Here is a 13,664-nt window from a genome sequence, read left to right as displayed (position 1 = left end):
GACTTAAATTAGAAAAGCCTTTTGATGAAAAATCAAAAGGCTTTTTTAATTTAAAATAATTCTCAGAAAATTGCATTATCAGTGGTTTTTCATTAAATCTTATGCCTGCATAATACATTTTTTATGGCTATATTTTGTAACTTAGCGACTATCGAAAATATGTTGAATTAAGTATATTATAAAAGATATGTCAAAAGTAGCTACACTTGAAATAGACGGTAAGAAATACGAATTTCCCGTCGTAAAAGGAACCGAGAATGAACTTGGTATAAATATTAAAAGTTTACGTGGTGAAAGTGGTGTGATTACTCTGGATCCAGGGTTTAAAAATACCGGAAGCTGCGAAAGCGGAATTACTTTTTTGGATGGAGAAAAAGGAATTTTAAGGTATAGGGGATATGCCATAGAGGATTTGGCCGAGAAAGCTGATTTCCTAGAAGTCGCTTATCTGCTAATCTTTGGAGATCTTCCCTCTAAAGCACAATTAGAAAAGTTTTACGATGACATCAAAGAGCAATCTACTGTGGATGAGGAAATGAAGAAAATCCTGGACGGGTTTCCAAAAGCAGCTCACCCTATGGGAGTGCTATCCTCACTTACAAGTGCACTGGTAGCCTTCAATCCATCCTGTGTTGATGTTTCCTCTGAAGAGGATATGTACAATGCTATTGTAAAGATTCTTGGGAAATTTCCTGTGCTTGCAGCATGGACCTTAAGAAAGAAGAATAGCCTTCCACTAAATTATGGAGACGATTCCCTTGGTTATGTAGAGAACCTGCATAAAATGATGTTCGAAAAACCAGGTAAAAAGTATGAAGTAAACCAATCGGTTATTGATGCATTGGATAAATTACTTATTCTTCACGCTGATCATGAACAAAACTGCTCTACTTCTACGGTAAGGATGGTAGGTTCCTCTCACGCAGGACTTTTTGCTTCTATTTCAGCTGGTATTTCCGCGCTTTGGGGTCCCCTTCATGGTGGTGCTAACCAGGCCGTTATCGAAATGCTTGAAAAAATAAAAGAGGATGGAGGAGATACCAAAAAATTTATGGCTAAAGCCAAAGATAAGGATGATCCATTCAGGCTTATGGGCTTTGGACACCGGGTATACAAAAATTTCGACCCACGGGCTAAGATCATTAAAAAATCAGCCGATGAGGTACTTGGTCAATTAGGAGTTGAAGACCCAGTACTGGATATCGCTAAAGGCCTTGAAAAAGAAGCGCTGGAAGATCAGTATTTTGTAGACAGAAAGCTATATCCCAATGTTGACTTTTATTCAGGAATAATTTATCGTGCCTTAGGTATTCCTGTAGAGATGTTCACTGTGATGTTTGCCCTTGGTAGACTTCCTGGCTGGATCGCTCAGTGGAGGGAAATGAGATTAAATAAAGAACCTATTGGTCGTCCACGACAAATCTACACCGGTCATACGCATCGCGAGTTCCAGTCGGTTGATAATAGATAATTGATTCGTAATATATCAGGAAAAGCCTCATTTAACAGTGAGGCTTTTTTATATTTGCAAAAATTTGCGGTATGAATTTGCATATTACTAATGAAACCTCCAGGCTACGTGCTGTAGTGCTTGGAACTGCTGAGAGTTTTGGTGGTACACCAGACATCTGCGAAGCTTATGATCCTAAATCAAGGGAGCATATTAAAGCTGGAACTTATCCTATTGAAGAGGATATGGTTAAGGAAATGGATGCCGTTGCCAAAGTCTTTGAAAAATATAATGTCAAAGTATACAGGCCAAAGGTCTTAAAAGATTATAACCAAATTTTCACAAGGGATATTGCCTTTGTCATTGAAGATAAATTCATAAAGTCCAATATTCTTCCCGATCGGGAAAAAGAGATTGAAGCTATCAATCATGTTATCGATCAAATCCCGGAAGGCCATATTATCAGATTGCCCGAGGAGGCACATATCGAGGGTGGGGATGTCATGCCTTATGGAGATTATCTACTTGTGGGAACATATTATGGTGAGGATTATAAGGATTTTATTACCGCAAGAACAAATATGCAGGCGGTCAAGGCGCTTCAGGAACTTTTTCCCAATAAAAAAGTAGTTTCTTTTAACTTAAAAAAATCCAATACCGAGCCGCGTGATAATGCCTTGCATTTGGATTGTTGTTTTCAACCTGTCGGAAAAAATAAAGCTATTATTTATAAAGATGGATTTTTGGAAGAAAATGAATATTACTGGCTAATTGATCTTTTTGGCAAGGAAAATGTCTTTGAGATTACTCGTGAGGAAATGTATAATATGAATTCTAATATTTTTTCTATTTCAGAAGATGTGGTTATTTCTGAGGCGAATTTTACAAGGCTTAATAGCTGGCTTAGAGAACAGGGTATCACAGTCGAGGAAGTTCCCTATGCTGAAATTGCCAAACAGGAAGGATTATTAAGATGTTCTACTTTACCTTTAATAAGAGATTAAATGATGCAACAAATCACTGATACAGTTTTAATGGTCCGACCTGTGGCTTTTCGAATGAATGAGCAAACGGCCGTAAATAATTATTTTCAGGAAGATCTAAATGATGATAATGTAAACGAACGTGCCCAGGCTGAATTTGATGCCTTTGTGGGAAGGCTAAGAGGAGTTGGCGTAAATGTTATTGTGGTTGATGACATTAAGGAGGATGATACCCCAGATTCGATCTTTCCTAATAACTGGGTCTCATTTCATGAAAACGGCGAGATAGCTCTTTATCCAATGTTCGCGGAAAACCGAAGAAAGGAACGCCGTTTGGAGTATTTCGCAAAACTCGAAGAAGAAGGATTTAAAATCACCAATATTGTGGATTATACTTCTGCTGAAGAAGAAGATTACTTTTTGGAGGGCACAGGAAGTCTTATCCTGGACAGGGAAAATCAAAAAGCCTATTGTGCTATTTCGCCCCGTGCCGATGAGGATTTACTTATTGAGTTTTGTGAGGATTTTGAGTTTACTCCTGTTATTTTCCATGCGAATCAGGATGTTGATGGGAAGCGTAAGCCTATCTACCATACCAATGTTATGATGTGTGTCGCTGAAGGTTTCGCAGTGATTTGCCTTGATTCAATAGATGACAAGAAAGAGCGCAAAAATGTCCTGAAACACCTTAAAAAAGACGGTAAAGAAATCATAGCTATTTCTGAAGCTCAAATGCATGATTTTGCTGGGAATATGTTGCAGGTAAGGGGAGCATTTGAAAAAAAGTATCTTGTGATGAGTGCCAGGGCGCATAGGAGCCTACATCCGGATCAGATTGCAAAAATTGAAAAATACTGTCAAATTCTAAGTAGTGATCTAGAGGTTATTGAGACCTGTGGTGGGGGAAGTGCTCGCTGTATGTTGGCAGAAATATTTTTGCCTAAGTAAGGTTTTTAATTGAAAAGGATATAGTATAAAAATCACATAGGCTTACTAAAGCTCAAAACATATCGAGGAAAGGTACCCTGCTCAGGGCTAGTGTTTCCTTATTAATTCCTTTAAAAATAGGATCATGATCCCAGCAGTAAAAAATGCAAAAGGGAGCGAACTTATTATAAGGAATTTTTGCATAGCCATCAGAACATTACTATCTGGCTTCACATTACCTAATATTATAACTGCTTCAGAAAAGATAAGGATAATAACTGCCCATATAAGCCGGTATTTTCTATCTGGATTTTCCCTTCCTTTATCGGAAAACATACTTAGTACAAAAATTGCGGAATCCACTGAGGTTACCAGGAAACTCACAAGCAAGAGCACTGCAACAATATTTATGAGGTTAGAAAAGGGGAAATATTCAAAGAACCTAAAAATAGAGGTGAATACATTATCAAATTCACTATCATAAGCTGCCCAGTTTTCGATTAAATCGAATGATGCCGAACCAAAAACGCTGAACCAGAAAAAGCTTCCTATTGAAGGAATAAGTAAAACCCCTAGAATCATTTCCCTTATTGTTCTTCCCTTTGAGATGCGAGCGATAAAAATTCCTGTGAATGGAGCCCATGCTAGCCAAAATGCCCAGTAGTAGTAGGTCCAGGCCGTAAGAAATTCCTTTCCCGGGTCGTAGCTTCCCCAAGCCAGACTCAAGGGAATAAAATCTATTAAATAGTGATAGAGAGCGATTCCAAAGCGTTCTAAACTCACTGCTATATCGATCTGGATAAACACAAAGAATAATAAACAAAGAGTGATATAGATATTCCAGGTAGAGATCCTTTTGATTCCTCTTTTAACCCCAGCATAAGCTGATAAAAATGCTAAAGAACATATCAGAAACACTAGTGCTATGGTGTACCATATGTTTCCAGGTGCAGTAGAAGTCAGGTGACTAATTCCACCTTCAATTTGAGTTGTTCCAAGGCCAATTGCGGCAACCAAACCAAAGACGGTAGTTAAGAGTGTAAGGAGGTCTACACCATAGGGTAGAAGTTTTTTTGACTTTAACTGGGGAAGGCTGTGGCCAATATTAATTGTATTTTTGGCTACAAAAAGGGAATAAGCTATAAGCAGTGCAAAAATGCCATAAAAAGCCCAGGCGGTAAAACCCCACTGGTAAAAAGTATATTCAAGAGCAAGGATTTCAGGTGAGTCTCTAGTTTTTAGTGGAGGATTTATAAACATAAAAACCGGTTCCTGGACCGCTCGTAATAGTATACCTGCACCCATCCCTGCACTGTAAAGCATTGCAATCCAACTTAGCCTTGAGAATTCGGGTTTGCTGGGACCCAGTCTAATTTTTCCAAATTTGGAGAAAGCAATTCCTAAAAGAAAAAAAACACATAGCAATCCTAACCAAAGATAGAAATCCCCAAAATACTCCCTGATCTTTAAGGAAGTAAAATCAATAAGTTCATAGAAATAATCGGTGAATAAAAAGATAGAGAGCGAACATACAAGTAATATTGTTATGGAGGTGGCCAGAAGTATGTTTTGCCTTACCAGGCTGAAAGCAGATTTCAAAAATAATAGTGTTTTAATTTTAAGTTCTGAATAGTCTAAGATCCGGAATATATTTTAATCAGAAAAAACCTGTGGTTTACTTAAAATTATTATTAAGTGTTTCATTTTCCTTTGGCAATTCTTATCAGCATGCCTTCAAATATAAAGTAATGAAACGGATACATGGTATACCAGTATAACCTGCCCCATATCCCTTTTGGCCGAAAAGTGGCAATTTGATGCAGCACGTTATCTTCATCTATGTTGAATTCTAACCAGGCTTCGCCGGGAACCTTCATTTCTGCAAAAAGCAGTAGGCGTCTTTCTTCCTTGTTTGCCAGTAAAACTCGCCAGAAATCAAGTGAATCACCAGCTGTTATTAGACTGGGATGAGTTCTTCCCCTGCGCAAGCCTACGCCGCCAAAAACCTTGTCAATAAGTCCGCGAATTTTCCAAAGCCAGTTACCATAATACCAGCCGTTGAGTCCACCTATTGCCCAGATGCGTTCAAGGGCTTCTTCGGGATTTTCAAGCTTGATGGATTGTTCATCTTTTAAACAACCGTAAGTGGGTACCTGAATAAACTGGCTAAGCTCCTTTCGAAAGCGACCGCTACTCCAGGAGTCCTTCCAACTAGAGATTACCTGATTTTGTTCAATTTTATAAAACGCTAATTGGATGGCTTCTTCATAACTTATTGGCTCAATTCCGAGAATTTCCTGAAGTCTGGTGTCGCTGGTGACTACCTCAATTTTCATGCTGTCTACCAGGTTCTGTGCGAGCTTGAAGGAAGTGGATGTGACAAAGTAAAGCCAGTAAGCTGAAAGCTTAGGAGACATAATAGGCACCCCAATAATCCATAGTTTAAGACCTCTTATTTTAGCATAGATCTCCATCATTTCTCGATAAGTGAGAATATCTGGGCCTCCGACATCAAAAGATTCATTATAGCATTTTTCGTTTCCTATAACCCCAGTCAAAAAATGGATAATATCCCTTATGGCGATAGGCTGGCATTTTGTTTCAACCCAGCGAGGTGTAATCATAACAGGTAGCTTTTCGCAAAGATCTCTTATGATTTCAAACGAAGAACTACCTGATCCCACAATAATCGCGGCTCTAATGACAGTAAGTTTAAAATTTCCAGTATACAGGATTTCCTCTACCTTTTTACGAGATTCCAGGTGTTTTGAAAGTTTATCTTCATTGATGATGCCGCTTAAATAGATCACCTGTTTTACTGAGGTACCAGCCATTATTTTATTAAAATTTCCTGCTGATCGTGCTTCTTGTTCATCAAAGTCATCTGTTGATCCGCTCATAGAGTGAATAAGGTAGTAGGCCACATCGATGCTCTTAATTTCTTCTGGTGTCTCTTCGTCCTTTAGAAAATCGAGTTCCACTATTTCTACTTTTTCTCTGATATTCTTATTGGAGGTAAAGCGGTTTGCATTCCTGACCACGCATACTACTGCGTGACCTAATTCAAGTAGTTGAGGTAGAAGTCTCATTCCAATGTATCCATTGGCTCCGGTAAGTAGTATCCGCATTTTTATATATTTTCAGTTTTAAATTAGGGAATAATTATTACTTTCACTGAAGTTTTGAAAAACTTGAAAAAATGAATAATGTGCTCAAGGTTGTTCTTCTTGTAGTAGGCTTAAGCCTTATTGTCTATGGTTTTTATACTCTCATTACTCCTGAAGTTTCTGTAGATGCCGGTCCTTTCCAGTTCGAAGCACAGGGGGACAAAACACAGCCAATTGCTATGATTGCTTTTGGGATTTTAGCCTTACTTGGGGGACTTGCATATAAAAAGCGTTAGGTCTATAAATTCAATTAAATCTAAAGATCTTCAACCTTGGTTGGGGCATTGTCCGTTTTATATCTCATAATCTTTTTAAAGTATTTATGTATTTCGGGATGATTTGCCTTAACCTTAATATGATAGTGATCCCGATAAAGCGAGTATTCCTCGGCCCTGCCTTTATAGAGATGAAGTTTGTAGTATGGAATTACCAGGGCAAAAGTCTCTAATAGTGAGCGAAACATGATAATAATGCCCTTAGGGCGCATTTCAATATTACAGGTGTTGGAATTATTATCAAGTACCAGAAGGTTGTGTATATCAATACTAGTTGAGGTAATCTGTAATTTTGGAGAACCAATTCCTTTTAATTTCATTCGTTCAAAAAGCGTGAAGGGAGGTCCTACCTGGTCAAAGATCTTTTCCTTGGTTTTAGGCCGATTATAGGAAACATTCAGGAGCATAGCTTTTTGTTTAAAGATAAGCATTTGGTAATAAAACCTATAGTAAAACTCTAATTTCTGTTATCTTTGCGCTCTTATTTTAAGGTAAATAACAAAACCCAGAAATAGTAATGAGCATTCAGGCGGAACTTTCAGAAAAAGTTAAAGCTGCTGTTAAGCAGTTGTATAATGTAGAAGTAGATCATACAGAATTTCAACCTACACGTAAGGATTTTGAAGGCGATATCACCCTGGTGGTTTTTCCGATGCTGAAGCAAGTTAAGACAAACCCCGTAAAACTGGGAGAGGATATCGGGCAATATCTGCAGGAAAACGTGGCAGAAGTAGCCCGGTTCAATGTGGTTCAGGGATTCTTGAATATCGTTTTAAGCAATACTTATTATCTTAATTTTTTTAATGAAATAAAGGATTATGAGGATTTCGGGTTGATTTCTCCGGCGGAAGATGCTAAAGGAATAATGGTGGAGTATTCTTCCCCTAATACAAATAAGCCTCTGCATTTAGGCCATATCCGAAATATTCTCTTGGGTTATTCTGTGGCTGAAATTTTAGAGGCGGCAGGAAACAAATCCTATAAAACTCAGATCATTAACGACCGTGGAATTCATATTTGTAAGTCTATGGTAGCCTGGAAGCGATTTGGAAATGGAGAAACTCCTGAAAAATCCGGTCTAAAAGGTGATAAACTTGTAGGTAATTATTATGTCAGATTTGATCAGGAATATAAAAAAGAAATCTCAGAATTAATTGCACAGGGCAAAACCGAAGAAGAGGCAAAAGCAGAAGCTCCCATTTTTAAAGAGGCTAAAGAAATGCTTCTCAAATGGGAAGCTAATGACCCGGATGTTGTTGCTCTGTGGGAAAAAATGAATAATTGGGTCTATCGAGGTTTTGAAAAAACCTATGAGTCCCTTGGGGTAGATTTTGATATGAATTACTACGAAAGTCAAACTTATCTTCTGGGGAAAGATGTGGTAAACCAAGGCCTGGAAAAGGGGGTTTTCTATAAAAAAGAGGATGGTAGTGTTTGGATAGACCTGACCGATGAAGGTTTGGATGAAAAAATCGTGCTTCGTAGTGATGGTACGGCCGTTTATATGACCCAGGATATAGGAACGGCAATACAGCGAGTGAAGGACTTTGATATTAACGGAATGGTTTATACCGTTGGGAATGAGCAGGATTATCACTTTAAAGTACTTTTTCTGATTCTGAAAAAACTTGGTTATGACTGGGCCGATTATCTTTATCACTTGAGTTATGGGATGGTGGACCTTCCGTCGGGAAAAATGAAAAGTCGTGAGGGAACTGTTGTTGATGCTGATGATCTTATTGCTGAAATGACTCAAACTGCTCGTAAAATTTCTGAGGAACTGGGAAAACTGGATGGTTATTCAGAAGAAGAAAAAGAAGAGTTATATCGGATTATTGGCTTAGGGGCTTTAAAATATTACATTTTAAAAGTAGACCCACGAAAGCGAATTCTTTTTAACCCAGAAGAATCGGTGGATTTTCAGGGAAATACGGGGCCGTTTATTCAATATACCTACGCCAGGATTCAATCGATCATCCGAAAGGCTAATTTTGATTACAGCCAGCCGGTAGCTGCCGATTATGAATTGCATGAGAAGGAAAAGGAATTACTCAAACAGCTGCAATTGTATCCGGAGACGCTTCAGTTGGCGGCCGAAAATCACAGTCCTGCCCTAATTGCTAATTATGTCTACGATTTGGTGAAGGATTTCAATTCTTTCTATCAAAATGTGATTATCCTTGGTGCCGATGATCTGGAAGCGAAAATTTTTAGGGTTCAACTTTCAAAAGCAGTGGCCAACGTTATTAAATCTGGTTTCGCTTTACTTGGAATAAAGGTACCGGAAAGGATGTAAATTCCCTAAAGGTATGCCTCTAACAGGGAGTAAGAATAAAGAAGGGAGTATTGAACCTGAAGCAAAATAAAAAGTTTTCACTTCAGGTTCAAATCATTAAATTTGCAAACCGCTCTTTATAAGGCGTAAAATTTAAACTAGAGGAAGAGATTATGTTCGATAATTTAAGCGATAAGTTAGATAGTGCTTTACATGTATTAAAAGGTCATGGGCAGATAACTGAGGTAAACGTAGCCGAAACACTTAAAGAGGTTCGCCGGGCCCTGGTTGATGCGGATGTGAACTATAAGATTGCTAAGGAATTTACCAATACCGTCAAGGAAAAAGCACTTGGTCAGGATGTCCTAACCGCTTTAAAGCCAGGACAGATGATGGTAAAGCTCGTTAAAGATGAGCTTACCGAACTTATGGGTGGTGAAGCAGAAGGGATTAATTTGTCCGGTGATCCATCGGTTATCCTGATGTCCGGTTTACAGGGTAGTGGTAAGACCACTTTCTCCGGGAAACTGGCTAATTTTTTGAAAAAGAAAAAAACTAAAAAGCCATTATTAGTCGCATGTGATGTCTATCGTCCTGCCGCAATTAATCAGCTCCACGTTGTTGGGGAACAGGTTGGGGTTGAGGTTTATTCCGAAGAAGGAAATATGGACCCTGTTGCGATCTCAAAAGCTGCAATAGCATATGCAAAAGAACATGGACATAACGTAGTCATTATAGATACGGCAGGTCGACTTGCTGTGGATGAGGAAATGATGACTGAGATCGCAAATATTCATCAAGCAATTGAACCGCAAGAAACCTTATTTGTAGTGGATTCCATGACGGGGCAGGATGCGGTGAATACTGCTAAAGCTTTTAATGACAGGTTAAATTTTGACGGAGTAATTCTTACAAAATTAGATGGTGATACCCGTGGTGGTGCTGCAATCTCCATTAAATCTGTAGTAAATAAACCTATTAAATTTATCGGTACTGGGGAGAAGATGGATGCCATTGATGTGTTCTATCCATCTCGTATGGCTGATAGAATTTTAGGGATGGGAGATGTTGTTTCTCTTGTGGAGCGGGCCCAGGAACAATATGATGAGGAAGAAGCAAGAAAGCTACAGAAGAAAATCGCTAAAAATAAATTTGGATTTGATGACTTCCTCAAACAGCTTCAGCAGATAAAAAAAATGGGGTCTATGAAAGACCTGATGGGAATGATACCGGGAGCAGGGAAAATGCTTAAGGATGTAGATATCGATGATGATGCTTTTAAAGGAATCGAAGCAATAATTCATTCAATGACTCCAGAGGAGCGCAGTAATCCTAAAATGATAAACGCCAGTCGAAAGAGACGCATTAGCAAAGGTTCTGGAACAACTGTCCAGGAAGTTAACCAGCTCTTGAAACAATTTAATCAGATGGGGAAAATGATGAAGATGATGCAAGGTGGCGGTGGTCAGAAGATGATGCAGATGATGAAGGGAATGAAGTAGGGCGGCAAAATGGGTAGTTAATGAATTCTAGATCATGATATGCTTATCTAAATGAGCTCCGACTTACCGGGCTAAACTTTCAGCTTTGTAATACAGATACAAAGGAGAATATTGAGAAACCGGTAATTTTTATTAAAATAATCCTGGTAAATTCGGAGTCAAAAGTTGACTGCTAACTGCCAATTAATATACTGCTTACTTAAATGACTATTTTAGACGGAAAAAAGACGAGCAATGACATTAAAAATGAAATTGCCGAAGAAGTAGAAAAAATCAAAGAAAAAGGAGGAAAGGTACCACACCTTGCTGCAATTATTGTTGGGAAAGATGGCGCAAGCTTGACGTATGTAAATGCCAAGGTTAAAGCTTGTAAACAGGTAGGTTTTGAATCTTCTCTTTATCGGATGCCAAACACCATTAGTGAATTAGAGCTGCTTGATAAAATTGAAGAACTAAATCAAAATGATGAGATAGATGGGTTCATCGTCCAATTGCCCTTGCCTCCACAAATTGATACTCAAAAAGTTTTAAATGCGGTTGATCCTGATAAGGACGTCGATGGATTTCACCCTACTAATTTTGGGAAAATGGCTTTGGATATGACCTCGTTCATACCTGCTACCCCTTTTGGGATATTAGAATTACTGGAGCGTTACGACATTCCTACCAAAGGCAAACACACTGTGGTGATTGGTCGTAGTTATATCGTTGGACGTCCTATGAGTATTTTGATGGGGCGTAGCGGTTTCCCTGGAAATTCTACTGTTACGCTAACCCATGAATTCACCAAAAATATAACCCAGATTACCTCTCAGGCAGATATAATTATTATTGCTGTTGGAATTCCAGATTTTCTGAAAGCCGAAATGATCAAAGATGATGCGGTGGTCATTGATGTAGGAATTACCCGAGTTCCAGACGAGAAGACCGATAAAGGTTACCTGATCAAAGGTGATGTTGATTTCGAAAATTGTAGTAAGAAAGCATCTTATATTACACCTGTTCCCGGAGGGGTTGGTCCCATGACCGTGTCGATGTTACTTAAGAACACCTTGTTGGCCAGAGAGCGTCACAAGCAAAGAGGAATGAAGAGATAAATTAGAATAGGCTTTCTGATTGTTTTTTTCAGAAAGCCTTCTAAATTATGCGTCTTTTGCTTCTTCCAGTTTCCAGTCAAGATATTTATGCAAATCAGTTTCCATAAATCTTAAGGAAAAAGTTAGGACTGCAAAATCATCAACATATCCTATCCCCGGAATAAAATCAGGGACCATGTCAAAGGGATTAAGAACATATAATAAGGCAAACGCAATAGCTGCAATGGTAAACCAGGGCACGTCTTTATAAATTCCTTTTCTGTAATCCTGTAGCATACCAAACATCACCTTTCCAAGTTCAGTATATTTCTTCAGGGCGTTCGCATTTAGGATCTTATCTGAAATTTCCTGTTGATTTTTTGCTGCAAATTCTACATCACCTTCGTCTATTTTTGCAACTTTTTCTTCCACATATTTCTCATCAATATTCGTACTTTTTCTGCTAAACATTTTATATATTTTTGATTAAATACTGGTTATTATTTATAATTTGTCGTATGCATTTCCGTATTCTTTCTTATAGATTTTTAGTATAAGGAGGAATAAAGAAATCAATAAGGGGCCAAATATCAAACCGATGAAACCAAATAAGGGAACACCTACGATCACTCCAAAAAGGGTTATCAATGGGTGAACATCGGCCAAACGCTCCAGGATATATAACCTTATCAAATTATCGGTGACGCCAACCACCGCAAATCCATAAATCAAAATGGCAATTGCCTGCCAGTTATCTCCCTGAGCCAAGAGCAGGATAGTTACAGGGATAATCCCGACTGCAGTACCGATAAAGGGGATCATAGATCCAATTGCGGTAATTACAAACCAAAAGAACGGATCAGGGACGCCAAAAATAAGAAAACCGATAAGCGCAACTACCCCCTGAAATAAAGCTACTAAAGGAATCCCAAGGGCATTTGATTTTACCAGCTCGTTGCTTTCATCACTTATAATATCAATGTTGTCTCTTCCCATCGGTATATATGAAAAAAGTATCTCCTTCATTTTATCCCTGTTTATAAGCATATAATAAAGCATGAAATACATAATACCGATTGCAATGGTTGCGTTAAAGGTGCCTCCGGCAAGGCTTTGTAAATTTCCAGAGATCCAGTTCGTGATGGCGGAAGTATCAATGGAATTACTGATACTATACCCGATATAACTTTCAGCTTCCGCAAGTTGTTCTTTAATAGCCCTTATTACTCTCTCTGAGTTGGCTACTGCCTTTCCTATTTTAGAGGTAAGCATAATCACTACCAGGCTAACCGGTACAAGAATACCAATAAAGGAACCGGTCATTAAAATACCGGCAGCAAGGCCGGGATGCCATCCTCTATCGAGTAATTTTTTCATCCAGTTCCTCAAAATCACATAAAGGGTGATGGCTCCAAGGACTCCAGATAAGTAGGGGATAATCTCTTTGAAAATTAAAACCGACAGGAACAATATGAGCAAAAGCACAAATAACTGTCTAACTAAAGCCGGTTTTAATCTATCCATAGGAAATTATTTAAGACTACGAAGCAAAAAGCTGATCCTGGTTTTTGAAAGCTTTAAATTCCAATGCATTACCACTGGGGTCTTTAAAAAACATAGTCGCCTGCTCGCCAACCTCTCCCTTGAACCTAATATAAGGTTCAATAATAAATTCTATTCCCCTGGATTCTAATAATTTAGAAAATTCCTGAAATACATCCCATTCCAACACAACCCCAAAATGTGGTACCGGCACTTCCTTTCCGTCTACGGGATTGGAGTGGTCGTGTTCGATTTCTGATGGAGGTTTATAGTGAATAACAAGCTGATGCCCGAAAAAATTAAAATCAACCCAGTGCTCACTACTTCGCCCTTCTCCACATCCCAGAGTGTCCCGGTAAAATTTTCGGCTCTTTTGGAGGTCGGAAACAGGTATTGCGAGGTGAAACGGTGGTATTTTCATAGTTAGATAATTACCTGGTTTGAGTTGAATTAAAATTAGGAAGTTA

13 protein-coding genes are annotated in these 13,664 nt (G+C 38.5%); 7 read left to right on the top strand and 6 right to left on the bottom strand.

What is annotated here, in order from left to right; translation table 11 throughout:
* The first annotated feature begins 187 nt into the window (after positions 1 to 187).
* From ACW6NC_RS00840 to ctlX, 3 genes are all read left to right on the top strand, one after another.
* Positions 188 to 1,471, top strand: a complete 1,284-nt coding sequence (locus tag ACW6NC_RS00840; RefSeq protein ID WP_457863124.1) for a citrate synthase — start codon at positions 188 to 190, stop codon at positions 1,469 to 1,471.
* A gap of 71 nt (positions 1,472 to 1,542) precedes the next feature.
* On the top strand, positions 1,543 to 2,454 hold the full coding sequence (locus ACW6NC_RS00835; RefSeq protein ID WP_457863123.1) for a dimethylarginine dimethylaminohydrolase family protein: 912 nt from the start codon (positions 1,543 to 1,545) through the stop codon (positions 2,452 to 2,454).
* A gap of 3 nt (positions 2,455 to 2,457) precedes the next feature.
* Positions 2,458 to 3,381 (top strand): citrulline utilization hydrolase CtlX, encoded by a 924-nt coding sequence (gene ctlX, locus ACW6NC_RS00830; RefSeq protein WP_457863662.1) that lies wholly within the window; start codon positions 2,458 to 2,460, stop codon positions 3,379 to 3,381.
* Positions 3,382 to 3,468: 87 nt separating this feature from the next.
* Here the strand turns inward: ctlX and ACW6NC_RS00825 are convergent, their stop codons facing one another.
* Together ACW6NC_RS00825 and ACW6NC_RS00820 are read right to left on the bottom strand one after the other, a co-directional pair.
* On the bottom strand, positions 3,469 to 4,959 hold the full coding sequence (locus ACW6NC_RS00825; protein ID WP_457863121.1) for a BCCT family transporter: 1,491 nt from the start codon (positions 4,957 to 4,959) through the stop codon (positions 3,469 to 3,471).
* A 101-nt stretch (positions 4,960 to 5,060) separates the two neighbouring features.
* Positions 5,061 to 6,488, bottom strand: coding sequence for an SDR family oxidoreductase (locus tag ACW6NC_RS00820; RefSeq protein WP_457863120.1), 1,428 nt, complete (start codon positions 6,486 to 6,488; stop codon positions 5,061 to 5,063).
* 71 nt (positions 6,489 to 6,559) lie between these two features.
* On the opposite strand from ACW6NC_RS00820, the gene ACW6NC_RS00815 reads away from it, so the two are divergent.
* Positions 6,560 to 6,763, top strand: coding sequence for a hypothetical protein (locus ACW6NC_RS00815; RefSeq protein ID WP_457863119.1), 204 nt, complete (start codon positions 6,560 to 6,562; stop codon positions 6,761 to 6,763).
* 20 nt (positions 6,764 to 6,783) lie between these two features.
* Here ACW6NC_RS00815 and ACW6NC_RS00810 read toward each other — a convergent pair whose 3' ends face one another.
* Positions 6,784 to 7,209, bottom strand: a complete 426-nt coding sequence (locus ACW6NC_RS00810; RefSeq protein WP_457863117.1) for a hypothetical protein — start codon at positions 7,207 to 7,209, stop codon at positions 6,784 to 6,786.
* Between the two features lie 110 nt (positions 7,210 to 7,319).
* Here ACW6NC_RS00810 and argS point away from each other — a divergent pair, with 110 nt between their 5' ends.
* The 3 genes from argS (at position 7,320) to ACW6NC_RS00795 (ending at position 11,676) form a co-directional block, all read left to right on the top strand.
* Positions 7,320 to 9,098: an arginine--tRNA ligase gene (argS, locus tag ACW6NC_RS00805; protein WP_457863115.1), complete on the top strand. Its 1,779-nt coding sequence runs from the start codon at positions 7,320 to 7,322 to the stop codon at positions 9,096 to 9,098.
* Positions 9,099 to 9,250: 152 nt separating this feature from the next.
* Positions 9,251 to 10,579: a signal recognition particle protein gene (gene ffh / locus ACW6NC_RS00800; protein ID WP_457863113.1), complete on the top strand. Its 1,329-nt coding sequence runs from the start codon at positions 9,251 to 9,253 to the stop codon at positions 10,577 to 10,579.
* Positions 10,580 to 10,782: 203 nt separating this feature from the next.
* Positions 10,783 to 11,676 carry a bifunctional 5,10-methylenetetrahydrofolate dehydrogenase/5,10-methenyltetrahydrofolate cyclohydrolase gene (locus tag ACW6NC_RS00795; protein ID WP_457863111.1) on the top strand — a complete coding sequence of 298 codons (894 nt, stop codon included), beginning with the start codon at positions 10,783 to 10,785 and terminating at the stop codon, positions 11,674 to 11,676.
* A gap of 45 nt (positions 11,677 to 11,721) precedes the next feature.
* Here the strand turns inward: ACW6NC_RS00795 and ACW6NC_RS00790 are convergent, their stop codons facing one another.
* Genes ACW6NC_RS00790 through ACW6NC_RS00780 form a run of 3 tightly spaced genes read right to left on the bottom strand, consistent with a single transcriptional unit; the run spans position 11,722 to position 13,618 of the window.
* The gene (locus ACW6NC_RS00790; RefSeq protein WP_457863109.1) at positions 11,722 to 12,126 is read right to left on the bottom strand and encodes a YkvA family protein; all 405 of its coding nucleotides are present in this window, start codon (positions 12,124 to 12,126) and stop codon (positions 11,722 to 11,724) included.
* Positions 12,127 to 12,159: 33 nt separating this feature from the next.
* The gene (locus ACW6NC_RS00785) at positions 12,160 to 13,179 is read right to left on the bottom strand and encodes an AI-2E family transporter (RefSeq protein ID WP_457863107.1); all 1,020 of its coding nucleotides are present in this window, start codon (positions 13,177 to 13,179) and stop codon (positions 12,160 to 12,162) included.
* Positions 13,180 to 13,195: 16 nt separating this feature from the next.
* Positions 13,196 to 13,618, bottom strand: a complete 423-nt coding sequence (locus tag ACW6NC_RS00780) for a VOC family protein (protein WP_457863105.1) — start codon at positions 13,616 to 13,618, stop codon at positions 13,196 to 13,198.
* Positions 13,619 to 13,664 lie beyond the last annotated feature (46 nt).

The organism is Salegentibacter profundi (genome assembly GCF_054121475.1).
This window is presented reverse-complemented; position numbering and strand designations above follow the sequence as displayed.

What these genes read in the sequence shown, in the direction of transcription:
- ACW6NC_RS00820 (WP_457863120.1), bottom strand. Translation starts at nt 6,488, where the DNA reads ATGCGGATACTACTTACCGGAGCCAATGGATACATTGGAATGAGACTT.
- ACW6NC_RS00790 (WP_457863109.1), bottom strand. Translation starts at nt 12,126, where the DNA reads ATGTTTAGCAGAAAAAGTACGAATATTGATGAGAAATATGTGGAAGAA.
- ffh (WP_457863113.1), top strand. Translation starts at nt 9,251, where the DNA reads ATGTTCGATAATTTAAGCGATAAGTTAGATAGTGCTTTACATGTATTA.
- ACW6NC_RS00815 (WP_457863119.1), top strand. Translation starts at nt 6,560, where the DNA reads ATGAATAATGTGCTCAAGGTTGTTCTTCTTGTAGTAGGCTTAAGCCTT.
- ctlX (WP_457863662.1), top strand. Translation starts at nt 2,458, where the DNA reads ATGCAACAAATCACTGATACAGTTTTAATGGTCCGACCTGTGGCTTTT.
- ACW6NC_RS00835 (WP_457863123.1), top strand. Translation starts at nt 1,543, where the DNA reads ATGAATTTGCATATTACTAATGAAACCTCCAGGCTACGTGCTGTAGTG.
- ACW6NC_RS00810 (WP_457863117.1), bottom strand. Translation starts at nt 7,209, where the DNA reads ATGCTCCTGAATGTTTCCTATAATCGGCCTAAAACCAAGGAAAAGATC.
- argS (WP_457863115.1), top strand. Translation starts at nt 7,320, where the DNA reads ATGAGCATTCAGGCGGAACTTTCAGAAAAAGTTAAAGCTGCTGTTAAG.
- ACW6NC_RS00840 (WP_457863124.1), top strand. Translation starts at nt 188, where the DNA reads ATGTCAAAAGTAGCTACACTTGAAATAGACGGTAAGAAATACGAATTT.
- ACW6NC_RS00785 (WP_457863107.1), bottom strand. Translation starts at nt 13,179, where the DNA reads ATGGATAGATTAAAACCGGCTTTAGTTAGACAGTTATTTGTGCTTTTG.
- ACW6NC_RS00795 (WP_457863111.1), top strand. Translation starts at nt 10,783, where the DNA reads ATGACTATTTTAGACGGAAAAAAGACGAGCAATGACATTAAAAATGAA.
- ACW6NC_RS00780 (WP_457863105.1), bottom strand. Translation starts at nt 13,618, where the DNA reads ATGAAAATACCACCGTTTCACCTCGCAATACCTGTTTCCGACCTCCAA.